Genomic DNA, 23,229 nt, shown 5'->3' with positions numbered 1-23,229 from the left:
TATCGCCGAAGGGGCGGGGCTCTCACCCCGCCCGCTCGATCGCCTCTTCCAGCGAGTCGCCGGCGCCGACCTGCGTGTCGAACAGGCGCCGATAGACGCCGCCCGAAAGGCGCAGCAGCTCCTCATGTGAGCCGTCCTCGACGATGCGGCCATGGTCGAACACCAATATGCGGTCGAGCCGCTGCACCGTCGATAGGCGATGCGCGACGACGATCGTCGTGCGTCCCGCCGACAATTGCTCGATCGCCGCGCGAATATGGAATTCGGACACGGAATCGAGCGAGGAGGTCGCCTCGTCCAGCACCAATATGGGCGTCGCCGCGAGAATGGCGCGCGCGATCGCCACACGCTGGCGCTCGCCGCCCGAGAGCTTCACGCCGCGCTCGCCCACCAGAGTCTCATAAGCGTCGGGCAGACGCTCGATGAAAATATCCGCATGGGCGAGACGCGCCGCTTCCGCGACCTCATATTGCGCCGCATCGGGTCTGCCATAGGCGATATTCTCGCCGAGCGGCCGATGGAACAGGATCGGCTCCTGCGCGACGATGCCGATCGCCTCCCGCAGCGAGGCTTGAGTGGCGAAGGCTATGTCCTGTCCGTCGATGAGAATGCGGCCCGCATCGAGATCGAACTGGCGCTGCAGCAGCTTGACGAAGGTCGTCTTGCCGGCGCCCGAGGCGCCGACGAGGCCGACGCGCTGGCCCGGACGGATCGTCAGCGAGAAATTCTCATAGAGATTCCTGCGCGCATTCGGATAGCCGAAGGTCACATTGTCGAAGACGATCTCGCCGCGCTTCACCACCAGCGGCGTCGCGCCCTGCGCATCGACCACATCGGGCTCCTGCGCGTCGAACGCGACGACATCCTCCATCTCATTGACGGCGCGCTGCAGATTGCGGACGTGCTCGCCAATGTCGCGCAAATAGCCGTTGATGAGCCCCTGTATGCCGATGAGGCTCACCACATCGCCCGTCGTCATGCCGCCCTGCGACCACAGCATCAGCCCGCAGCCGAGCAAGGTCGCCTGCATGGCGATCATCACCACGGCCTGCAGCAGCCCGACCGTCGTGCCGCGATACCAGGAGATCAGCGTGCGCTTGCGCCAATCGGCGACCAGCGCCGTGAAGCTCGCATCCTCGCGCGTCTCGGCGGCGAAGCCTTTGACGATCTGATTGCCGGTGATCGAATCGGCGAGCCGCGCGCTCACAGCGGAATCGAGCGCCTGCGACACTTGCGCCGCAGGGCTGATCCAGCCGAGCGAGAGGCCGACGCCAATCGCCAGAAACAGCGTGATGCCGATCGCCACGACGAGGCCGAGCAGCGGCCAGCGCCAGGACAGGAGACAGGTGATCGCCACGATCACCGTCGCCGCCGGCAGCATGCCGAAGATCAGCGTGTCGCTGAGCGAATCGAAGGCCCAGACGCCGCGCGTGATCTTGCGCACCGTCGCGCCGGCGAAGGCGTTGGCGTGCCAGTCGGCCGAGAAGCGCTGCACGCGCGCAAAGGCGTCGCGCACCAGCGCCGCCATGGCGTGAGCGGCGACATGGCAGACGGAGAAGGCGACGAAATTGCGCAGGCAATGAAACAGCAGCACCGTGCCGAGAAACACGGCGAGCGCCGAAAGCGCCGGAGCGAACTCGCGGCTCTCGCCGGCGACGACATCGGCGAGATGGCCGGAGGCGACGGGCACGAAGACATCGACGACATTGGAGATGAGGCGAGCGACGAGCATCGCCGCGAGCAGGCGCGGCGAGAGAAGCCAATAGCGGAGCGCGAAGCGCAGCGTGGTCAAATAGGCGGACATGAATCCTGCGGGACGCGAGATGTCCCGATCCCTTTTTCGTGAATGGGCGCGAGGCGACGCGAGACGAGGCTGCGTCGCGGCTGTTTCCGGAATGTCTTTCGTGAGAAAGTCGTCAGCGCCGACAGGATCGGCGGAGCGACATGCGCGAGAGAGCAGCCCGGTATTTTCGAACCGGGCTCATTGCCTGAACTCTCTAGGCGCGGCCCGGGGAACGATGAGACATGACGAATTTCATCATGGCGACTCCCCGATAGAGATGACGAGCGTCGCTGATGCGACGCGCCATATTGCAGTGCAATATGGCGAGATTCATGCGCCCAAAGCTCCGCTCTGTCAACCGCGCCGCCGGAGCTCGGCGCATCAGAGGGTAGGACGATAATCCTCAACGCCCCAATGCAGCAAATGGCGCGCGCGCTCCGGCCCCTGCGCCTCACTGGCCAATCCATAGTGCAGAGCGAGCCGCTCGAGCGCGATTTTCAGCACCACTTTGGCGGAACGCTGCGGCCAGCCTCGCTCGCTCTCGATGAGCTCGAGGCCTTTCAAATAGCCGCAGACATCGGTAAGCAATCCGCCGAGCTCCGGCCCCACCGCATCGAAGGCGTGAGAGAGTCGCCGGCGCGCATCGATCGCCACATTGGCGATATCGGCGCCCGCGCCGCCGCCGCGCGCGGAGCCGATCGCCGCCTCCCAATCGGCGGTGACGCGCTGGAGAATAGCGGCCTGCGTCACATCGCGACGGAAGCGCTCGCCGGCCTCGATCTGCTCCGGCGCGAGAAAGGGACGGCCGTCGCGATCCTTGCGGCGCGCGAGCCAGGCGAGCGGGCTCTCGCCCTCATTGACCAGCGTCGGGCGCGCGCCCTTCTCCACCACGCGCGGCGCGAGCGCGCTGTGCTGCGCGAAAAAGGGGTTCGCCTCGGCCGGCGCCGCGAGGCGTCTCAGATGAGCGCGCCCCTCATCTGTCAGATGCAGACGGCGCGCCTCGCCGGCGCCGTCCCAGCGCGCCAATCCGCGCGCCGCCGCTATATCGGCGATGCTTTGGGCGAGACGCGCCCGCGCGACAGTGACGCCCTTGCGCGGCGCGGCGACGATGATCGACCGGGCGCCGAGCGGGTCGGCCATCGCCTGCGCGCCGGGCTCGCTCATCGCCTCCAGCAGACGGCGCAGCGCGCGCGCGTCGGTCTCGTCACTATGCCGCTGAGTGGTGCTCATGAATCGTCTCCCGTCGGATGCGAGGTGAAGGAAAAAGCGATTGTCTCGATGAGGCGCCGCTGCGCGCGCAGGGCTTGTTCCAGCGCGGCCACGGCGCGATCGAAATCCACTTCGTCGCGGCGATCCTCTATGCGCGCGCAGGCGTGACGAACGCTGGCGCGATCACGCGCAAAAGCGCGCCCGCAGGCCGAGAGGCTCGCGCCGAAAGCGACATGATCGAGATAGACGGCGAGATGGCGCGCGTCGGCGACATTGGCGCGCCCACGGCTTGCGCCGCGCAGAGCCTCCGGCGCGACGCCGCAGGCCGCGGAAGCCGCGGCGACGCAGAGCGCCGATGAAGGAAAATGAGCGTTTCGTCGGAGAGGCATTCTGTCTCGCCTGTGCGGGGCGTCAGCGGCGCTGAGCCGGCGACCTCTCTGACGCTATCATGAATTTAATCCTATACAACGGATAAAAAACTTATCCCCATCCCCCGCCCCTCGCCCATGCTTCGGCGCGGGAGGACCCTCATGCGAAATCCGCCATCACCCGATCGCCTGCGCGCCGCCGCGCGGGAAAGCCTGCAGAGCGCGCTGCGCGCAAAAGCCGACGCCTATCGCCGCGAGGAATTTCTGCGCTCGTTTCATCGCCTGTCGCGCAGCGTCATCGCCGCCGAAACGCCGCAGGCCGCCGCCGTGGTGCTGAAGGAGCTGGAGCGCGCGCTGCGGGCCGAACGCGCCCGCGCCGGCCATTGGACCTATGATCTCTCGCGCCATATCGCGCTTCTCGTGGCGCATCGCGCCGAGCAGGCGCGCGCGCTGCGTCTCGCCCGCGCGGCGCTAAGAGACGCTCGCGCGCATCCATGAGGCCGACCGAGCCGGCCCGCTCTTTGTCGGCCGCCGGGATTGAGCTAGAAAAGCCTTTCCATTGGTATTTGCGTTCGAAGCTCCATTCCCCGAGCGGGCATATCGAAAGACCGACCATGTTCTTGGAAAGGCTGCTCGCTCTGGCGACGGGCGCGATCGTCGCGCTCTGTCTCGGCCTCGGACTGGTGATGATGGCGCTAGGCCCCGGCCGCAAAATCGCCGAGCCGGCCCATATCGCTGAGCCGACTCATATCGCCGAGACCCGAGAGGCGCCGCTCGCCGAAGCCGCGTCGGAGCCCGCGCCCGAGCCGGCCGACCCGCGCCCTTCCGCCCGCGCCCCCCGCCTCGCCGCCCGCGAGCGCATAGAGCAGGCGATCGCCGCCACAGAGGAATACAGATCGTTTTTTCAGCGCATGCGCCAGGCCTTTCCGACCGATTACGCCGCCGCCATAGAGACTTTCGCGCAGGAGCGGAGCGTCGGCGCGGACACGGCGAGCGTCGATTTCTATCTCGCCGAATCCGTGCGCCGGCTGCGTCAGTCGCGCGGCGTGCTCGCCGCCAGGGCGGAGCCGCTGGTCCTCGCCCGCGTCTTCGATCTGCAGCTCGATGTGCTGCGCGCCATCTCCGCCGAGAACAAGAAGCTCTGCGCGGCCTTTCTCTATGGCGGCGTCGATCAGGATTTCCACAGCTTCGCGGCGCGGCGGCGCGCGCTGGTCGCGGAGATGGCGGTGGTCGGCCTCGAGGCCATCGCCAGCGGCCAAGCCAAGCAGCTAGAGCGCTCGGCGCCGAGCGAGGAGGATTTTCGCGCATTGGAGAAGGCGCTGGCTGCGCGGGGCCTGCGCAAGCCGGAGATCGACTCGCTGCTGGACGGCAAGACGCCCGATCCGCCCTTCGACGACAAGAAGACCTGCGCCCTCGGCCAAACCTATCTCGAGGCGCTGCGCGCTCTGCCCGAGCCGATCCGCCTGCGCATCTACGGCCTCGCCGTGGAGCTGATGGCGCGCTCCTGATCTTACCGCGCGCGATCTCCGTTCTCGACGGCCTCGCAGACGAGCGGCCGCCGCCACGCCCCATAGCGCCAGGGCGCGAGCGAATGCGCCGCCGCCGGCGCCGACAGCGGAACCGGATCATAGCCATCGCCGCCGCCCGGCCGGCAGCGGCACAGACGCGCAAAGCCCATCCAGCCGCCGGCCCACAGGCCGTGGCGACGGATCGCCTCATCCGCATATTCGGAACAGCTCGGCAAATAGCGGCACTCGCGCCCGATAAAGGCCGAGAGGCTGAGCCGATAGAGCAGGATGAGCGCGCGAGCGGCCCGCGCGGGAAGCGATCCGAGCATGCCCCATCCTATCACGGCAAGCATTGCGCGACAGAATCGATCGCGGCGAGCCCGACGCGGCTGGACTAAAAGCCACGCGCCTCCTAAGCCGAGGCGGTCTCCGCGAGCGACAATTCCCCGGACGACGGCTTGACACTTTTGACGAGGGTCGACTATATCCGCCGACGCTCGTCCGAGAGGACGCGGGGCGGAGTAGCTCAGTCGGCTAGAGCAGAGGAATCATAATCCTTGTGTCGGGGGTTCGAATCCCTCCTCCGCTACCACTCGCCGTAACGCTGGAATAATCCAATCTGCACAATGGTTTAACCGGCAGCCGGTAGTCGGCTCTACGTGACCCTTCCGCGTCGAAGGACCACGTTCATGGCGACGCCGAACAGCGGTGGAATGCGCATGGCGCGGGCGAGCTTTTTGACGCGGCGGGACGGTCGCTATTGGTTCCAGATCCGGTTTGACCCTTTCGCGAATCCCGGCGCCCCTAAAAAACATGTCCAATTCGCATTGCGGACCGCCTCCTACGCGGTGGCGCTCCGAATGTTGTCGCGTATCATGCCGATTATCGCCGAGTTCAGGATCGGCACCGATCACCGCTCCCAGGCGGTGAGCTATTTTTGGCCAGATCGTCGAAGCCATGCGGTTCCCGGTCCCGATACCGAGGACCAGAGGGTCGAATGGGAGATGCTCGAGCGCGCCGGGCTGCGCCTCATCGCCGCCGCTCGGGCGGTCGACCATCCGATCGGCGTGCATTCGCCGCTTCACCGGAACGATTAAGCGATTATTGATACGGCCGAGCGTCGCGGGGCGGCGGATGTCAATTGGAAGCGCTTCGGCGCGTCGACCTTTGCGCGTGCTCATATCGTCACAGCGCCGATGCTCGTATCGACATTGTGCCGCGCGCCGCGCGCCTCCACGGCGCGCTTGTCGATGGCGACGCGGCCGAGACGCCGTCCATGCGGGCGTCGAAACGATCCTGCTCTGGCGCAGAGACGACGAGCCTGTCTTTCGCGAGATCGGCGAGGACGAGCGTCTCGCGCTCATGGAGGCGCGAGCGGGCAAGAGCTACGCTGCTCGAGTTTCAGAGCAATGACGAGACACTGTTGCAGCGCGCCGCCGGCTTCCTCGCGCAATGGTTCGCGGACGGTCTGGTGACGAGGATTTCGCTGTCCGCGTGACGCGCCCGCTCTCACATGCGCGCGCACCGGCGCGGCAGCAGGCGATCGATCGAAATGACGCCGGGTCCGCGCGCAACGACGAGCAGCAGGCAGGTCGCCCAGACGCCATGCGTCGGCCAGGCGTCGGGATAGACGAAGATTTCGATCACCAGCGTCATGGCGAGCAGCGCCGCCGCAGCGAGCCGGCTCGCGAGACCGAACGCGAGCAGAACCGGAAATATATGCTCCATGATCGTGGCGGCATGCGCCGCGACGACGGGATCGAGCAGCGGCAGCTTATAATCTTCCTTGAAGAGATAAATTGCGTTTTCCGAGACGCGCCAACCCTCGAGCTTCGTCTGTCCAGACTGCCAGAAGACCGCTGCCGGGAAAATGCGGGCGCCGAGCGCGATGAGGGAATAGGGAATGCGTTCGAGCGTCCCGATCACGCGCTGCGTGAGGACGCAGAGCGACGCTCCCGACGCGGGCCGCGTCGCTTCATGAGCGGAATCATTCATGTGTCACCTCCGAATGCAGTGAAAAATCCTGCCGTGAGCGCCTCGACGAGCGCCATCGATAGATCGAATGTCGGCTCCTCGGCGATCGCGGCGCGAACGGCGTCGCCGAATTGCGCGCCCGCGGCGAGGCGCTGAAGGAACGCCGCTCCGCCGGGCGCGAGGCGATGTGTCTCGACGCGCATTCGCGGACGGGTCACGAGAGCGTCCTCGCCGTCCCAATGCCCGAGCGGCGCCGCCTCGGCTTCGCCCGCATTCATCGCCCATATCGTCACCATCGGATGATCGGATCGCAGGACGAAGGCCGATGGGTGAATTTCGAAGGTGAGCTCCGCCAGACGATCGGGAGCGACCGAGGCCAGCGATAGCGGCGACAGCGGCTCTATGTCGGCGGCGTGATAGGCGCGCACGCGCGCATCCTCGAGCCGCGCGACATCGGCGAGATAGGGCAGCTCCGAAGCGGGCGCGAAGCCCGCGACGAAATCGGCGAAATCCTCGCCATATTCGAGCAGCACAGCGGATGTCGGCGGCCGCAGGAGCACGAACTCGCGCGCCATTGCGGCGAAAAACTCTTCGCCCACGAGACGCTCTACGGCTGGAAAGCGGGTGGCCAGCGCCCGGATGAGCCCGCCGATGACGCTATTGCGATAGACCTCGAAACGATCGGCGGCCGCGCCCCTCTCGGAAACCAGAGAAGCAGGCGCCGCGAGGCGCGCCTCACGCAGAGCGGCGGCGAATTGCGCCTGCGTTCTCTCCCACATTCGAGAGGCCTCTCTCATGCGGCCCGCCGCGCTGCGTTGTCGAGAACGGATTGCGCGCGCTGCGCCTCCTGAGCGAGCGCCGCCCATTCGGGCGTTTCATTGTCCCATTCGATGAGGGTCGCGACAGGACCTGTCTGCGCGAGCGCCTGAGCGAAAAGCGCCCATACGGCCTCGGCGACAGGCGCGCAATGGGCGTCGAGCGCAAAAGGCTCGCCACTCGCGCCACGCGACTCGAAATGGCCGGCGAGATGTATCTCGCGCACATGAGCGAAAGCGAATCTGGACAAATAGGCGGCTGCGTCGAAGCCCTTGTTCGTCGCCGTCACATAGATGTTCTCGACGTCGAGAAGCAATCCGCAGCCGCTGCGATCGGCGATCTCGGCGAGAAACTCCGGCTCGGAAATCTCCGTTTCCACGAAAGAGAGATAGGTCGCTGGATTTTCCAGCAGAATCTGACGCCCGAGACAGCTCTGGATCTCGTCGATCTTCTCGATCGCGCGCTCCAGCGTTTCGCGCGTGTAGGGCAGCGGCAGGAGATCGTTGAAAAAGACGCCGCCATGCGTCGACCAGGCCAGATGCTCGGAAAAGCTCTCGGGGCGATAGCGGTCGCAAAGGATGCGCGCTCTCTCCAAATGTCGACGATCGATCGGCTCGCCGGAGCCGATCGAAAGTCCGACGCCGTGAATCGACAGCGGATAATCCTGGCGAAGACGCGAAAGCTGGCGATGCGGCGGGCCGCCATCGCCCATATAATTTTCCGCGTGAATCTCGAAAAATCCCACAGAAGGCGCGCCAGAGAGAATCGCATCGAAATGCGCCGGCTTGAAGCCGACCCCAGCGAGAGCGGGAAGCCGGGACGAAAAGGTCGAAACAACTTCGTCCATGCTTCTCTCCACGCGCCTCTGTCTCTCCACGCGCGCCTCTGTTACGGAACGTTGCGAAAATCAGACTGGCCGCTTGAGCGCTTCCAGCGAGCCATTGCCGAACGGCGTCTTGATCGAGGCGCAGGTTCCGCGCGGAACATATTTCCAAGCGTTGCCTTGATAATCGATCTTGGACGATCCGGCGCAGGTCGTCCCCGGGCCGGCGGCGCAATCATTCTGACCCTTGAGGGCCACTCCGAAGCATTTTTCCTTACCCTCTTCCTCCGCGGGAGCGGCGGAAGCCAAGAGGGTGAGAGCCGTGGTGAGCGATCCCGCCAGCGCGAGATTGAAAGTACGACGATCCATCCGATGCCTCCTCTTATGCGCCGAAACCGGCGTGCAAGCTAAATTCGCGCAACTGCGAAAATTGTTACGGACTCTCGATTTTCCGCGCAAGCGGCGAAGACCGCAAACGCAGTAGGAGGCCCCTGTGACCGAGCCGACGCCCCAGCCGGTCGGCGTCGCGCCGCAATAGGCGACCGAAGCGGCCACGAGCTGCGAGACGCCCCGGACATTACCGACTTTGGCGCGAGGCGAGCGCCGCGCAGCAAAGCTCTTGCTTGCCAATCGAGCCGTGTGACGGCAATTTCAGCTCGACGAAGAGGTTCGGTGGATTCACGCAGGAGCATTCTCCGGCCGGACGAAAGGACATGGGAAAATCCGAAATCATGATCACGGATGATGGGATTGCCGACGCTGGCGAAAGAAATGAAGGATCTCTGCTCGGGCTCGGGACGGGGCGCCTCGACCGCCGGTCGTTTCTGTTCGGCTCCGCCGCCGGTCTCGGCGCGCTGGGACTCGCCGGTTGCGCGACCTCCGACCGCGTGATCCCGGCCGAGGTGGCGAAGCTCTACGGGCCGCTGCCCCATGAGAAGTTCCCGATTCCCGCGGTCGATCTTCGCAAGGTCGATCCCAAATTCTATCGCCAGACGGTGCGCTACGACACCAAGGAAGCGCCCGGCACGATTATCGTCGATCCCAGCAATTACTTTGTCTACCGTATCGAAGGCGACGGAAACGCCACCCGCTACGGCGCCAATGTCGGCCGCGCCGGCTTCCTGTGGAGCGGCGAAACCTATGTCGGACGCAAGGCCGAATGGCCTGTCTGGACGCCGCCCAAGGAGATGATCCAGCGCCAGCCGGAGGCGCGCAAATATGCCAGCGGCATGCCGGGAGGTCTGGACAATCCGCTCGGCTCCCGCGCGCTCTATCTCTATCGGAACGGCGTCTATACGGTCTACACGATCTACAGCACCAGCGACCCAGAGACGATCGGGACCGGCGTTACGAGCGGCTGCACCGGCCTCCTCAGTCAGGACATGATCGACCTCTATTCACGAACGCCGATCAAGACGAAAGTGGTGATCCTGCCGGCATAGCCTGCGATCGCTCATTCCAGCGCCGCAGCGCGCCGATTTAGCGCGCCTCGCCGTGATTTCTCTGCGTTTCCGACACTTCGGCGCAGAGGCCGGCGCCCATGATGATCTGCGCAATTCATTTGTTTCTATTTATTTCGAATATATTTCTGATCGAGCCATTTTATTTCTGATCCGTGTGGCTCGTGTGAATCTCGCCTCCGTCGCCTCGCCTCGCCTCGAGGCCGCGTTCGAGCACATGGCCCCCCGAAACGACTGAAATAACAGAATGAAACGATAGCATCGGCGCGCCGGAATATTGCGCGCGACGGCATGCCGCCTCTGTCGCGGCGCCATGAGTGAACACTTGGACAGCCATGAGTGAACTCTTGGGCAACCATAGCAAATTTGTCGCACCCAGAGTGATTTCGATCGAATTCAAAGAAACGTTGCGAGACTGTCATGTCGGCTCCTTAACGGCTCGTCCCCAGCCGAAAGCGAAAGCGCAGGCGAAAGCGTTTCCAGCCGAATGTGGAGGCCGGCTCGGCGTTGGAATCGCGTTGAAACAATGACTCGGCCTTTTCCTGCATTGCCGCGAGCAGCGGGACGAGTCTGGGGTCGAGAGCTGGGGTTATGGGATGTCCAAACATAGGCTGAATACGCAGGCTTCTGCGTTCGTGCTCGGTTTCATCGTAGCGGCGGCCCCACCGCTTCAAGCTATTGCGCAGACGGATATCGGCGCCTTGACGGTCGTGTCGCGCCAGGCGAAGCCGAAAAAGGCGAAAGCCGTCGCAAAGGCGCATATGCGCCATGTTCCGGCCGTCGCCCGGACGAGCGGCGGCAATGCAGGCGCTGCTCATGGCGCCGCGCAAGTCGCCGCTGCGGCGCCGGTGGCGGCTGCAGGCGCTTCGAAGCTTCCCGTGTTCGCCTCCAGCGCCGTCGGCTCCAAGGCGCCTCCCGGCTCGGCTCCCGCGCTCGCGCCTTCGCAGGCGCCGCTCGACGCGATCGAGCCGACTTCGATCGTGAGCGACAAAGTCATTCGCGACATGATCCAGCCGAGCGCGGATCTGAACGAGATCATCAAATATACGCCCGGCGCCGTCGCCACCGCCAACAATGGCCTCATCGGCGACACCAATAAGGGCGGCTGGCGCGGCTTCACCGACGGCCAGTACAATGTCACCTTCGACGGAATTCCGTTCGGCGACGAGAACAATCCCTCGCACCACTCGGCCTCTTATTTCCCGAGCGGCTTCATCGGCGGCGCGACCGTCGATCGCGGTCCCGGCCCGGCCTCCCAGACGGGCTATGCGACCTTCGGCGGCACGCTGGCGCTGCGCTCGCTCGAGCTTTCCGACAAATTCGGCGGCAGCATCGAAAATTCCTACGGCAGCTACAGCACTTTCGTGACCACCGAGACCTTGCAGTCAGGCCTCGACAAGACGACGGGCGTGCGCGCGCTGGTGCAATATTCGCACTCCGACACCGCCGGCGCGCAGCAGTATGGAACGGTCGAGCAGAATGGCTGGCTGATGAAGGCCGATCGCGATTTCGGCTTCGTCAATGTGACATTGTTCGGCAATTACAGCCGAGAGCACTATCGCAATGTCAGCAGCATCACCTATCCGCAGTATTTCGCCGCGGGCTCGCATTACGGCGCCGTCGGCTCCGATCCGACGTCGCAGCAATATTTCGGCAACAACGTGTCCGAGAAGCAGACGGACATGGAGTATGTGAATCTGAAGTGGGACGCCTTCGGCATAAGCTTCAACAACAAATCCTACACCTACTCCTATTGGTATCCCTGGTATCAGCGCAATTCCGCCGATCAGACCGTGGAAGGCTCCGCGCTCTATGGCGTGCAGCCCAAGGCGACGGGCATCAATCTGCCCAAGCAGCATGATCTCGGCTTCCTGCAGATCAATAATTATCGCGCCTGGGGCAATATGTTCGACGCGAAATATGATGTCGCGGCGGGCTATGCGAGCGGCGAGCTGCGCACTGGCGTCTGGTGGGAGCGCGGCGACAATTGGCGCCGGCAGTTCTACACGGACTATACGAATGGCGTCGATTTTCCGTCGATCGCCACCTCGGTCTCGCAATATCAGAGCTCCTATAAGCTCGATCTCGCCTCGCATTATCAGAATGTGCAGCCCTGGCTCGAATATGAGTGGCGCCCGATCGACGGCCTCTCCATCACGCCCGGCTATAAATTCGTGTCCTTCGATCGCAATCATACGGCGCGCATCAATCAGACGACGCTCACGCCGCTCTATTACGACCATACCTATCGCGCTGGTCTGCCCTTCCTCTCCGTGCGCTATAAGGTTCTGCCGGAGCTGGCCGTCTATGGACAGGCGTCGCGCGGCTTTCTGGTTCCGACGGTCTCGGCCTATTATGTCGTCAATCCGGATTCGAACAATATCCAGCCGCAGACGACGACCAACTTCCAGCTCGGCGCCGTCTACAAGACCGAGAAGCTCGCCGCCGATATCGCCATCTATCAGGTCACGGCGAACAACTTCCCGATCGTCATCACCAACGCCGACAAGACGCAGAACTATCAGAACGGCGGAACGGCGCGCTATCGCGGCGTCGAGATGGAGCTCACCTATCAGCTGATGGAGGGCCTCGCGCTCACCGCCAATGGCTCCATCTCGGACGCGCGCTTCCTCGAGGGCCAATATGCCGGGCTCTATGTCGGCGCCGCGCCGCGCTACACGGCCGTCGGCGGCGTCGTCTATGACGACGGGCAGTTCTTCGGCTCGCTGCTGCACAAGCAGGTCGGCGACCAATGGGGCGCCGTCGGCCAACGCTCATGGGCGTCGATCTACGCTTCCGGCCTCACCAATCCGACGCTCAACTATATCCCGTCCTACGCCTCGACCGATCTCGTCGTCGGCGCGCGTGGCCAATGGCTGAAGGAATGGGGCCATGACAATAAGATCGAGGTGAAGCTCGGCGTCAATAATATCGCCGACAATCGCTCGGTCACGGCCATAGCCGGCGATCCGACCGGCCTTCTCTCGGTCGCCAACACCAAGCTGACCTATTCCTTCCAGGCGGGTCGGCTGTTCTATGGCGCGCTGAAGGTCGATTTCTGATCGTCATGCACAGATTTCCGCCCGGCCGCGCGAGCGGCCGGGCGTTTCGTAATCGAAACGTTGCGTAGAGGCGCCATGCGAGTTCTTCCAGAAAGGGAGCCTCGGGCGCCCGCTGGAGATGAGCTCAGATGGAAGCCATATCGATTTCGCCGGTCTCGCTGTTCATGCAGGCGGGAGTTGTCGGCAAATTCGTGATGATCGCGCTCGGCGTCGCCTCGCTCTGGGGCTGGGCGATCATCATCGAGGTCGCCGTGCTGGCGACGCGCCTGCGCAAGGCGATCCGCGAGGCGCAGAACGGAGGCCATCCGCCGCTGCTCGCGCCTGTGATGGCCGAGGCGGCGCGCGCCGCCCGCGTCATGGTGCCGGGGGAAAGCGTCGGCGAGCGCCGGGCGCGCATCGTCGAGACCACGGGCCGCGCCGCGCGCAAGCTGCTCGTCGCCACGGAAGCGGGCCTGCCCAATCTCGCCGTCATCTCTTCTGTCGCGCCCTTCGTCGGCCTGTTCGGCACGGTGTGGGGCATTATGACGAGCTTCGTCGGCATCGCCGACTCGCAGGACACCAGCCTCGCCGTCGTCGCGCCGGGCATAGCCGAGGCGCTCGCCGCCACCGCCTATGGCCTAGCCGCCGCCATTCCTGCGGCCATCGGCTTCAACCGCCTCGGCGGCACGCTGGCGCATACGGGCGAAGCGCTCAGCGATCATGTGGAGGAGCACGCCATCACGCTCGTCGGCGGCGTCGAGAGCGATGGCGCGCGCCGCATCGCGGAGGCCGCTTAAATGGCTTTTTCCGCCAAGCGCGGCTCCGGCGGCTTCCAGCCCCTCGCCGACATCAATGTGACGCCGCTCGTCGATGTGATGCTGGTGCTGCTCGTCATCTTCATGATCACCGCGCCGATGATGGCGCAGGGCATGAAGGTCGATCTTCCCCAGGCGCGCTCCGCCAAGCCCGTCAATCCCAAGGAGCCCGTGGTCATCACCGTCGCCAAGGACGGACGGCTGATGCTGGGGCCGGACGAGATTCCGCTCGACCGCATCGTCGAAGCGGTGCGCGCCAAGATCAATGGCGATCTCTCTCATGTCATCCATCTGCGCGGCGACAAGGAGTCCTCGCTCGGCGATCTGGTGACGCTGATGGACGCTCTTTCGTCCAATGGCATGACCCATATCGCCATTCTGTCGATGCAGGCGAAGCACGCGAAAGCCGAAGCGAAAGGCGCCGCGAAATGACCTATGTCGCCGAGCCCGAGCAATTTCCGCAATTGCGTCCGCGCTGGCTGCGGCCGGTCGCGGGCGCCGCGCCGCCGCTCGTCTATCTCGCCATCTTCGGCCTTCTCGCCATGACGACGGTGGAGCCGCCGAGCTCGACGGCGGACAGTTTCGATCTCGCCTATGTGCAGGACGGCGACGCCGCGCAGCAGGCCAGCGCCGACACCGCGCCCGACGAGCTGGCGCACAACATGGACAGCACGATCGCGCAGGAGGCCGCCGAGGCGCAAATGGCGGAAGCGCCGAAGGCTTCGGCGCCCGACGCGCCGACCGCGCTCGCCATGGCCGCGCCGAAAATTCGCGCGCCCGACGCTCTGGAGCTGCCCGAGGACGAGCCGCGCGAGGAAGAGCGCAAGCCGACGCTCGAGCAGCGGCGCGAGCATTCCAGCGAGCAGACGCCCGCTCCGACGGCGGACGGCAAGGTACAGCGCGAGGCGACAGCGGCCGCGCAGGCGTCGGAAGCCTCCTCCTCCTCGGCCGATCGCGTCGGCGCGCTGGACGGGCGCAAGACGCCGAGCGGCGCGACGCGCGCCCGCTATGGCGCGCGGGTCCTCGCCGAAATTCAAAAGCACATGTTCTATCCGCCGCAGGCGCGTCGCAGCGGCGTCAAGGGCGACGCCGTCGTCACTTTCACCGTGGGCGCCGACGGCCATATGATCGAGCGCAAAATCGTCAAATCCGCTGGCGACGAGGCGCTCGACCACGCCGCTCTCGCCATGGTCGAAGCGACTGTCGCGCCGCCGCCGCCCGCTGGCCGCTTCCAGGGCAAGACGACGATCCGTTTCGATATTCGTCACGACCGCTGAGAATAGGGGCGCATCTCGTACGCCGGCGTTTCACGGCAGAGAATGCGGTCCCGCGCCGGAGCTCCGCGCGGCCGCGAAAGCGCTGCTGGCCGCCGAGCGCTTTGCGACTGCGGTTCGGTCCGAATCGCAGTCGCTTTTCGATTCGACGCCGCGCCTCTCGAATAGAGACGATTTGCATTTCAACGCTATAAAGCCCGCCCGCCGAAACGCCGGGCCTGGAGCCGCCTCGGCTTCGATCGCCGGATCGACGAAGCGTCGCGCCCGTTCTCGCCGCTCGAAGACGCCGTAGCAGGCGCAGGCGCTTGCCATGCGGCCCGTGACCGAGGAAGACTTCGGCCTCGCTCTCGCTTTGCGGGAGCATGTCCGGTCGATACGCAGGGAGCGGCGCCCATGCGAATTCTCTTGGTGGAAGATCAGAGCGAGCTCGCGGGAGAAATCCGGCGGCGAATGCGGCGCGACGGCTTCGCGGTGGATCATGTCGGCTCGGTGGGCGATGCGCTGGAGGCGTTGCGGGCGCATTCTTACGCCGTCGCCATGCTGGATCGGCGACTGCCGGATGGGGATGGTCTCGCCATCGTCCCGGAGATCAGACGGCGCCAGCCCGGCAGCCGCGTGCTGGTCCTCTCCGCGCTGGATGCGGTGGACGAGCGGATCAACGGCCTCGACGCCGGCGCCGACGATTATCTCACCAAGCCCTTCGATCTCGACGAGATGATGGCGCGCATTCGCGCGGCCTTGCGCCGTCCGGGCGCCGACTCCGCCCCGCCGATCCGCGTCGGCGCGCTGGAGTTCGACCTTGGAACGCGCGCCGTCGCCATCGACGGCCGGCCCGCCGTGTTCCATCATCGCGAGCTGGCTCTGCTCGAGGGGCTCGTGCGCCGCGCGGGCCGTGTCGCGGAGCGCGAGGCTCTGGCCTCGGAGATTTGGGGCTTCGACGAGCCTGTGCAGTCGCATGCGCTGACGATCATCGTCTCCCGCGTGCGCGCGCGCCTGCAAAAGCTCGAGGCGCGGGTGGACATTCATATGGTGCGCGGCGTCGGCTATTTTCTCTGCGAGACGGAGGAATGAGGCCGCCGCCCTCGCTCACGCGCCGATTGATCGTCGATCTGTCCTATATGCAGCTCATCGCCATCGTCGTCGCATGGCTCGGAACGACGGCGCTCGGCGGGCTCGGCATCGTCGGCGCCAATGATTATTGGCTCGATGAATTCTACAGCTATTACTATATTCGCGATCTGGTCTTGCAATCGATCGTGCGGGATGCGGACGGAACGCTCCATATCGAGCCCAATGAGACGCTCCGCGACGAGATGCGCCGAACCCCGACATTGCGTTACGCCGCTCTGGAGTCGATGCGCGGACCGGCTCTCCGCGGCTCCTCCGAGGACATTTCCGCGGCGCTCATCGGGATCACCTCGGTAGAGACGCGCGGGCTCGACTTTTTCTTCATCTCCGATGCGGGCCGTCGCACGGCGGCCTCCGCCTGGCGCTGGAAGACTCCGACCGGGCCTTTGTTCATCGCCTCCGGCGGCATGACCTTCAATTGGAAGGATGTCGTCTACGCTTTTCGAAACGAGCTCGTCTCCCAGAGCCTCTATCTCGCGGTGGTGTTCTCCGTTTCGGCGGCGGTCGCCTGGCTCGCCGTGCGACGCAGCCTCGCCCCTTTGCGGCGCGCGGCGGAAGCGGCCGAACGCATCGATCTCGAATCGCTCGGCCAAGGCCTATGCGTCGATGATGCGCCGAGCGAGATCCGCCCGCTCGTCGATGCGGTGAATCGAACGCTGAAGCGTCTCGACGCCAGCGTCGCGCGCATGCGGCGCTATACCGCCAACGCCGCGCATCAATTGCGCACGCCGGTCGCGATTCTGCGCGCGCGCCTCGAAAACCCGGAGGAGCGCGGCTTTCGCGTCGATCTCCAGCGCGACACGCGCCGCATCCAACTGATCGTCGAGCAGATGCTCGTCGCCGCGCGCTTGAGCGAAGGCCAAGCGTCGCCGGATCGAGATCTCGATCTCAGCGCCGTTGCGCGCGGCATCGTCGCCGATTATTCGCCGCTGATCTTCAAGGCCCGCCGTCGCATCGCCTTCGAGGCGCCCACGGCGCCCGTCGCTCTGCGCAGCAATCGCGTCGCGATCGAATGCGCCCTCGCCAATCTCATCGACAATGCGTTGCGCGCCGAGCCGGAGGGCGGGACTGTGCTCGTGCGGGTCGGCGCCGATCGCACGATTCGCGTGATCGATCATGGAGAGGGAGTCGATGAAAAGCATAGGGAGCTCATCTTCGAGCCCTTCTGGCGGCGCGGCGACGAAGCGCCGGGAAACGGTCTCGGCCTCGCCATCGTCGAGGAGCTGATCGAAATGCTCGGCGGCCGCATCGGCGTTGCGACCACGCCGGGGGGCGGGGCGACATTCGTGATGTCCTTCCCGATGCGTCGTGAAGCTCTGGACGAGGACGCACAGGCGCAGCTCTGAGCGGCAACAAAGCAACTGGCCTGCGACGCGACGATCGGTTTCTGAGGCGAGCGCCGCGGACGGAAACGGGGCTCGGGGCGTTTCCGCCGCCGGCCCCGTCCTTCATCTCGCGATTCAGGCTTCCTTCACATCCGGCGGCGTCGCCTCGGCGGCGAGCGCGGCCAGCGCGTCGGCAAGGCTCGCAGAGCTCTGCGCTTGCGAGCCGAGACGGCGGATGGAGACGGTGCGCTCGGCCGCCTCCTTCTTGCCGACGACGAGCAGCGCCGGGACCTTGGCCAGCGAATGCTCGCGGACCTTATAGGTGATCTTCTCATTGCGCAGATCGAGATCGACCGCGAGGCCGAGCTTGCGCGCCTCCGCCGCGACCTCGAGCGCATAATCATCGGCGTCCTGCGTGATGGTGCAGACGACGATCTGCAGCGGCGAGAGCCACAGCGGCAGATGACCGGCGTAATGCTCGATCAATATGCCGGTGAAGCGCTCCAGCGAGCCGAACATGGCGCGGTGAATCATCACCGGCGTCTTCTTCTCGCTGTCCGCGCCGATATAGAAGGCGCCGAAACGCCCCGGCAGATTGAAGTCCACCTGCGTCGTGCCGCATTGCCATTCGCGGCCGATGGCGTCGCGCAGCGTATATTCGAGCTTCGGCCCATAGAAGGCGCCCTCGCCCGGATTGACGCCGGTCTTGAGGCCCCGCGCGGAAAGCTCTTCCAGCACTTTGTGGAGCGCCGCCTCGGCCTTGGCCCAGGCTTCATCAGAGCCGACATGCTTCTCCGGCCGGGTGGAGAGCTTCACCACCACATCGTCGAAGCCGAAGTCCTTATAGATCGTCAGGATGAGGTCGTTGATCTTCAACGCCTCCTCCATGATCTGGTCCTCGTTGCAGAAGATATGCGCATCATCCTGCGTGAAGGCGCGCACGCGCATCATGCCGTGCAGCGCGCCCGACGGCTCATAGCGATGCACAATGCCGAATTCGGCGATCTTCACCGGCAGGTCGCGATAGGACTTCAAGCCGTTCTTGAAGATCTGCACATGGCCGGGGCAGTTCATCGGCTTCAACGCGAAGATGCGCTCGTCCTCAGTTTTCGTGAGGAACATGTTCTCGCGATAGGTCTGCCAATGGCCGGAGGTCTCCCACAAAGCGCGGTCGAGCACCTGCGGCGTGTTCACCTCTTTGTAGCCCGCGGCCTTCTGGCGCCGGCGCATATAGGAGACGAGGCTCTGGAACAGCGCCCAGCCCTTCTCGTGCCAGAAGATCGTGCCCGGCCCCTCTTCCTGAAAATGGAACAGGTCCATCTCGCGCCCGAGGCGCCGATGATCGCGGCGCTCGGCCTCCTCGAGGCGATGCAGATAGGCGTCGAGGTCCTCCTGCTTCGCGAAGGCGGTTCCATAGATGCGCGAGAGCATCGGGTTGTTGTGGTCGCCGCGCCAATAGGCGCCCGCCACCTTCATCAGCTTGAAGGCGGTTCCCACCTTGCCGATCGACGGCAGATGCGGGCCGCGGCACAGGTCGAGCCAATGGCCCTGGCGATAGATCTTCAGATCCTCGCCGCCGGGAATGCTCTCGATCAGCTCACGCTTGAAGGCCTCGCCCTTCGCCGTGAAATAGGTCTTGGCCTGATCGCGGCTCCAGACTTCCTTGGTGATGGCGGCGTCGCGCGCGACGATCTCGCGCATCTTCTTCTCGATCGCCGGCAGATCGTCCGGCGTGAAGGGCTCGGACCGATAGAAATCGTAATAGAAGCCGTTCTCGATCACCGGGCCGATGGTGACCTGCGTGCCGGGAAACAGCTCCTGCACCGCTTCCGCCAGAAGATGCGCGCAATCGTGACGAATCAGCTCCAGCGCGCGCGGGTCCTCGCGGCCGACGAACTCGATTTTGGCGTCGCGGTCTACGCGATCGACGAGGTCGCGCAGCTCTCCATCGAGAGCCATGGCGACGGTTCGCTTGGCGAGGGAAGGGGAAATGCTCTTGGCGATATCGAGGCCGGAAACGCCGGGCTCGAATTGACGGGACGCCCCGTCGGGGAAGGTTACGGCGATCATATGCTCTCCTCATGCGCCCACTCGCCGATACAAGTCGGCGTAAGTCGCGTGCGGCCCGAGATGGGCCGGGGGCATTGATAAGGCAAGCATGTCGCGCTTGGCAATCGCCGGCGCGGCGCGGAGGGCTATCGGACTCACATATCGCGAGACACTGCGGCCGTCATGGCCGGGCTTGTCCCGGCCATCCACGCCAAGCAGCTGAGAAACCGAAGGGAAAGCGCCGGCCATCGATGGTTTCATCCCACGTCGGACACAGCCGGAGCTTCGGCTCACGCCAGATTTCCGAGACACCCAGGCGCGCGTTGGCGTAGATGGCCGGGACAAGCCCGGCCATGACGTCGCGGCGGCGAGGAAGATGTGCGCATTCGCTAGCCCCTCGAGGCGGAGGCCGAGCGCCAGCTATTTCAACGCGAAGCCCAGCGCCCGCAGCGCCTCCTTCAGCCGGTCGCGGCCGCTGAGGCTCTCGGGGCCGCGCACACGGGAGAGCGCCTGACGAATCCAGCCCTGCTCGGGAAGGCCCGCCTCTTTTTGAAAATCGCGGAACTTCTCGTCATAAGTGGCGACCGCCTCGCGCTGCGCCTCGTTCCAGGCATATTGCTCGCGATGCAGAACGGCGCCTTGGCCGAGGCGCGGGCGCACGCCGCCGGCCTTGGCCGGATCGGGGCGGCCGACCGCCATGCCGAAGACGGCGAACACGCCCGGCGGCAGGTCCAGCTCCTTGGCCACCTCCTCCGGCTTGTTGCGAATCCCGCCGATATAGACCCCGCCATAGCCGAGCGATTCGAACGCGGTCAGCGCATTTTGCGCGGCGAGGCCGGCGTCGATCGCGGCGGTGAGGAACATTTCGAGATAGGGCAGCGCCGCCCCGTCACGGCCCTGCTCCTTGCCGATATTCTCGAGCCGCGACAGATCAGCGAGCCATAGAAGAAACAAAGGCGCGTCGCGAATATGCTGCTGATTGCCGGCGAGATCGGCGAGGCGGCTCTTGCGCGCCTCATCCTCCACGGCGACGAGGCTCCACACCTGGAGATTGGAGGAGGTGGCGGCCGATTGCGCGGCGGCCACGACGGTCGCCAGAGTCTCGGCGGGAATTTTTTCCGGCAGATAGGCGCGGATGGACCGATGCGCGAGCAGAAGGTCCAGCGTCTCGTTCCAAACGGGCGGGGTCGGCGAATCGTCGCGGCGATAGCGGGCGCGGATCGCCTCCGCGCCATCGGCCGCGCTCAATTCCCCTCTCGTGATCGGCTTGTTCATATCGTCTCCAGAAAACGCCGCGTGACGCGCGCCCGAGATGCGCGCTCGCGCGCTTTGCGGCATGGTGACGAAAGCCGCCGCAAAAATCCACCCTGGCCCCGCGGGAAAACCGGAAGCCGGCGGGACGAGCCGGACCCCTCGGCTTATACGGATAGCGGCGTCGTCCGAGCTGCTCCTTGTGGACAACGCCGGGCAGTTCTGTTAATTCCCCGCGCACGGGTCAGGCGCTCCGTCAGCGCCCGACCGACTATTCTCACCCGCAGCAACGTCTCCAACCGGGGCGCGCGCCGCCTCTAGAAACAGGATCGCTTCGTGCAAGTTCTCGTCCGCGACAATAATGTCGACCAGGCTCTCAAGGCGCTGAAGAAGAAGATGCAGCGCGAAGGTATTTTCCGTGAGATGAAGCTCCGCGGCCATTATGAGAAGCCCTCGGAGAAGCGCGCCCGCGAGAAGGCCGAGGCCGTGCGCCGCGCCCGCAAGCTCGCCCGCAAGAAGCTGCAGCGCGAAGGCCTGCTGCCGATGAAGCCGAAGCCCGCCGTCGGCGGCCGCTGAGCAGAAAGACGCGGGCGCGTCGAAATCTCGCCGAATTGCCCGCTATGATTCGTCTTCGTCGCGCATTCGAAGCGCTTTCAGGGCTTGTCTGAGGAGGTCGGACGGAATGGAATTGCCGCTCGGATCGGCGGTTCGCCGGACGTCCCCCGCATTTTGTCGCCACGCGCCTTTGCGCGCGGGCGTCGCGATCCTGACTCTGCTCGCCCTCTCGGGCTGTGAGACCGCCGGCGTGCTGCGGCCGCCGGGACGGGGCTTCGCCGAGACCGACGCCGCCGATCCAAGGGCCGCCAACGCCAATATAGAGTCGCTGTCCGAGGTCGTGCGCCGCAATCCCAGCGCCGAGGCCTTCAACACGCGCGGCGTGGCGCTGGCCAAGATCGGCCAGTTCCAGGAGGCGATCGCCGATTTCTCCCAGGCGATCAAGATCGAGCCCAGCAGCGCCGCCGCCTTCACCAATCGCGCCCTCGCCTTCCGCCAGACGGGCCGCAACGATCAGGCGCGGCTCGACTTCGACCGCGCGATCGACGTCAACCCCAATCACGCCCCGGCCTATATCGGCCGCGCCAATCTCTTGCGCGCGCAGGGCAATCTGGAGCAGGCGCTCTCTGACCTCGACCAGGCGATCCGGCTCAATCCCGAGAGCGCACAGGCGTTTCACGCACGCGGGCTGATCCATCAGAAGCGCGGCGACAATCAGCGCGCCGTCACCGATTTCGACAACGCCATCGATCGCGATCCTTTCGCGGCGGCGCCCTATCAGGCGCGCGGCGAGAGCCTCGTGACGATGGGCAATTACGACAAGGCGATCGAGGATTTCAACGCGGCGCTCAATGTCGACAATAAGAGCGCGCCGGCCTGGGCGTGGCTCGGCCTCGCCTATGAGCGCAAGGGCAATCGCCAGAAGGCGAGCGAATCCTATCAGCGCGCTCTGGCGCTCGATCCGCAGCAGCCGATCGCGAAACAGGGCTCCTCGCGCGGCTGAGCCTCAATCGCTCGCCTCGAGACGCCGCGGCGTCGCCAGCGCGGCGTCCACCCAGCGGGCGACGCGCGGGAAGACGTCCGGCAATCCCAGCACCAGATGCTGCCCCCCGGACACGATCACGAAGCGCTTCGGCTCATTGGCGAGATCGAAGAGCTTGCGGCCGAGCGCGATCGGCACCACGCCATCCTTGTCGCCATGCACGATCAGCACGGGAACATGCACGTCGCGAATGGCGAGATCGGAGCGGAACTGATCCAGCATCAGCCAGCGCACCGGCAGAAAGCCATAGCGCGTCTCGGCGACATCGGCCGCCGAGGAGAAGGGCGAGTCGAGCGCCAGCGCCGCCGCCTCCCGCCGCGCGGCGAGCTGCGTCGCGACGCCCGAGCCCAATGATTCACCGATGATGACGATCCGCTCCGGCCCATAGCCGCGCGCGCGGGCCTCCGCATAGGCGGCCTCGGCGTCGCGAATCAGGCCCTCTTGCGTCGGCGCGCCGCTGGAGCCCGCATAGCCGCGATAGGCGATGGCGAGAAAGCCATAGCCCTCGCCCATGAAAAATCGAAAACGCGCGACGCGATCGACGAGCCCGCCGGCGTTGCCGTGGAAATAGAGCAGCACCGGCCGCCCCTCGCGCGGCGGCGCATGCCAGGCGACGATCGTCTCGCCGTCTGAGGTCGCGAGCTTCAGCTCCTCGACGCCGGAGAGCCCCGCCTGCTGCGGCGAGATTTGGCGCGTGTCCGGCAGATATTGCAGGCGCCGCTGAAACAAGCCGAGCCCCGCCGCCGCCAGAACATAGGCTCCGATAGCGACGAGCGCCGCCCATTTCAGCAGCGCGAGCGCCATGGGC

24 protein-coding genes and 1 tRNA gene are annotated in these 23,229 nt (G+C 65.3%); 14 read left to right on the top strand and 11 right to left on the bottom strand.

Annotated elements, in window-relative coordinates; all coding sequences use genetic code 11:
* Positions 1-22: 22 nt before the first annotated feature.
* The 3 genes from A1351_RS05810 to A1351_RS05800 form a co-directional block, all read right to left on the bottom strand.
* Positions 23-1,804 (bottom strand): ABC transporter ATP-binding protein, encoded by a 1,782-nt coding sequence (locus tag A1351_RS05810; RefSeq protein WP_064032484.1) that lies wholly within the window; start codon positions 1,802-1,804, stop codon positions 23-25.
* 360 nt (positions 1,805-2,164) lie between these two features.
* On the bottom strand, positions 2,165-3,013 hold the full coding sequence (locus tag A1351_RS05805) for a DUF6456 domain-containing protein (RefSeq protein ID WP_024881472.1): 849 nt from the start codon (positions 3,011-3,013) through the stop codon (positions 2,165-2,167).
* Complete coding sequence (locus A1351_RS05800) at positions 3,010-3,381, bottom strand: helix-turn-helix domain-containing protein (protein WP_024881473.1); 372 nt, start codon at positions 3,379-3,381, stop codon at positions 3,010-3,012. The genes A1351_RS05805 and A1351_RS05800 overlap by 4 nt, the downstream gene beginning before the upstream one ends.
* 141 nt (positions 3,382-3,522) lie before the next feature.
* Here A1351_RS05800 and A1351_RS05795 point away from each other — a divergent pair, with 141 nt between their 5' ends.
* Entirely contained in the window at positions 3,523-3,858 is a 336-nt protein-coding gene (locus A1351_RS05795; protein WP_024881474.1) for a hypothetical protein, read from the top strand.
* A 116-nt stretch (positions 3,859-3,974) separates the two neighbouring features.
* A complete protein-coding gene (locus A1351_RS05790; protein ID WP_064032483.1) occupies positions 3,975-4,868 on the top strand; it encodes a hypothetical protein in 894 nt (297 codons plus the stop codon).
* 2 nt (positions 4,869-4,870) lie between these two features.
* Here A1351_RS05790 and yidD read toward each other — a convergent pair whose 3' ends face one another.
* Positions 4,871-5,197: a membrane protein insertion efficiency factor YidD gene (yidD, locus tag A1351_RS05785; protein WP_051465467.1), complete on the bottom strand. Its 327-nt coding sequence runs from the start codon at positions 5,195-5,197 to the stop codon at positions 4,871-4,873.
* Positions 5,198-5,383: 186 nt separating this feature from the next.
* Between yidD and A1351_RS05780 the strand changes: the two genes are divergently transcribed.
* Positions 5,384-5,460 (top strand) — tRNA-Met (locus A1351_RS05780).
* A 97-nt stretch (positions 5,461-5,557) separates the two neighbouring features.
* Entirely contained in the window at positions 5,558-5,965 is a 408-nt protein-coding gene (locus A1351_RS05775) for a hypothetical protein (RefSeq protein WP_064032482.1), read from the top strand.
* 412 nt (positions 5,966-6,377) lie between these two features.
* On the opposite strand, the gene A1351_RS05765 is transcribed toward A1351_RS05775, so the two are convergent.
* The 4 genes from A1351_RS05765 to A1351_RS05750 are packed head-to-tail and all read right to left on the bottom strand — an operon-like array spanning position 6,378 to position 8,850.
* Entirely contained in the window at positions 6,378-6,863 is a 486-nt protein-coding gene (locus A1351_RS05765; protein WP_024881547.1) for a DoxX family protein, read from the bottom strand.
* Complete coding sequence (locus tag A1351_RS05760; protein ID WP_064032480.1) at positions 6,860-7,621, bottom strand: DNA-binding domain-containing protein; 762 nt, start codon at positions 7,619-7,621, stop codon at positions 6,860-6,862. Before A1351_RS05760 ends, A1351_RS05765 begins: the two co-directional genes overlap by 4 nt.
* 14 nt (positions 7,622-7,635) lie before the next feature.
* The gene (locus A1351_RS05755) at positions 7,636-8,505 is read right to left on the bottom strand and encodes a DUF692 domain-containing protein (protein ID WP_064032479.1); all 870 of its coding nucleotides are present in this window, start codon (positions 8,503-8,505) and stop codon (positions 7,636-7,638) included.
* A 60-nt stretch (positions 8,506-8,565) separates the two neighbouring features.
* Positions 8,566-8,850 (bottom strand): DUF2282 domain-containing protein, encoded by a 285-nt coding sequence (locus A1351_RS05750; RefSeq protein ID WP_024881550.1) that lies wholly within the window; start codon positions 8,848-8,850, stop codon positions 8,566-8,568.
* A gap of 362 nt (positions 8,851-9,212) precedes the next feature.
* Here A1351_RS05750 and A1351_RS05745 point away from each other — a divergent pair, with 362 nt between their 5' ends.
* The 8 genes from A1351_RS05745 to A1351_RS05705 all read left to right on the top strand — a co-directional run bounded on the left by A1351_RS05745 (position 9,213) and on the right by A1351_RS05705 (position 17,545).
* Complete coding sequence (locus tag A1351_RS05745; RefSeq protein ID WP_024881551.1) at positions 9,213-9,923, top strand: L,D-transpeptidase; 711 nt, start codon at positions 9,213-9,215, stop codon at positions 9,921-9,923.
* Positions 9,924-9,975: 52 nt separating this feature from the next.
* Positions 9,976-10,179, top strand: coding sequence for a hypothetical protein (locus A1351_RS05740; RefSeq protein WP_024881552.1), 204 nt, complete (start codon positions 9,976-9,978; stop codon positions 10,177-10,179).
* Positions 10,180-10,651: 472 nt separating this feature from the next.
* On the top strand, positions 10,652-13,003 hold the full coding sequence (locus A1351_RS05735) for a TonB-dependent receptor (protein ID WP_245267451.1): 2,352 nt from the start codon (positions 10,652-10,654) through the stop codon (positions 13,001-13,003).
* Positions 13,004-13,131: 128 nt separating this feature from the next.
* A complete protein-coding gene (locus A1351_RS05730; protein ID WP_024881554.1) occupies positions 13,132-13,779 on the top strand; it encodes a MotA/TolQ/ExbB proton channel family protein in 648 nt (215 codons plus the stop codon).
* Entirely contained in the window at positions 13,780-14,229 is a 450-nt protein-coding gene (locus A1351_RS05725; protein ID WP_024881555.1) for a biopolymer transporter ExbD, read from the top strand.
* A complete protein-coding gene (locus A1351_RS05720; protein ID WP_024881556.1) occupies positions 14,226-15,074 on the top strand; it encodes an energy transducer TonB in 849 nt (282 codons plus the stop codon). The genes A1351_RS05725 and A1351_RS05720 overlap by 4 nt, the downstream gene beginning before the upstream one ends.
* 390 nt (positions 15,075-15,464) lie before the next feature.
* On the top strand, positions 15,465-16,142 hold the full coding sequence (locus A1351_RS05710) for a response regulator transcription factor (RefSeq protein ID WP_024881558.1): 678 nt from the start codon (positions 15,465-15,467) through the stop codon (positions 16,140-16,142).
* Positions 16,139-17,545, top strand: coding sequence for a HAMP domain-containing sensor histidine kinase (locus tag A1351_RS05705; protein ID WP_064032478.1), 1,407 nt, complete (start codon positions 16,139-16,141; stop codon positions 17,543-17,545). The genes A1351_RS05710 and A1351_RS05705 overlap by 4 nt, the downstream gene beginning before the upstream one ends.
* A 114-nt stretch (positions 17,546-17,659) precedes the next feature.
* On the opposite strand, the gene thrS is transcribed toward A1351_RS05705, so the two are convergent.
* Positions 17,660-19,594 (bottom strand): threonine--tRNA ligase, encoded by a 1,935-nt coding sequence (gene thrS / locus A1351_RS05700; RefSeq protein WP_064032477.1) that lies wholly within the window; start codon positions 19,592-19,594, stop codon positions 17,660-17,662.
* Positions 19,595-19,993: 399 nt separating this feature from the next.
* Positions 19,994-20,848 (bottom strand): nitroreductase family protein, encoded by an 855-nt coding sequence (locus A1351_RS05695; protein WP_064032535.1) that lies wholly within the window; start codon positions 20,846-20,848, stop codon positions 19,994-19,996.
* Positions 20,849-21,160: 312 nt separating this feature from the next.
* Here A1351_RS05695 and rpsU point away from each other — a divergent pair, with 312 nt between their 5' ends.
* Both rpsU and A1351_RS05685 read left to right on the top strand, forming a co-directional pair.
* Positions 21,161-21,400, top strand: a complete 240-nt coding sequence (rpsU, locus tag A1351_RS05690) for a 30S ribosomal protein S21 (protein WP_024881562.1) — start codon at positions 21,161-21,163, stop codon at positions 21,398-21,400.
* A gap of 106 nt (positions 21,401-21,506) precedes the next feature.
* Entirely contained in the window at positions 21,507-22,382 is an 876-nt protein-coding gene (locus A1351_RS05685) for a tetratricopeptide repeat protein (RefSeq protein ID WP_083967168.1), read from the top strand.
* 3 nt (positions 22,383-22,385) lie between these two features.
* Here the strand turns inward: A1351_RS05685 and A1351_RS05680 are convergent, their stop codons facing one another.
* Positions 22,386-23,225, bottom strand: a complete 840-nt coding sequence (locus tag A1351_RS05680; protein WP_064032476.1) for an alpha/beta hydrolase — start codon at positions 23,223-23,225, stop codon at positions 22,386-22,388.
* Positions 23,226-23,229: the final 4 nt, after the last annotated feature.

The sequence above is a fragment of the Methylosinus sp. R-45379 genome (assembly GCF_001644125.1).
Lineage (GTDB): Bacteria > Pseudomonadota > Alphaproteobacteria > Rhizobiales > Beijerinckiaceae > Methylosinus.
This window is presented reverse-complemented; position numbering and strand designations above follow the sequence as displayed.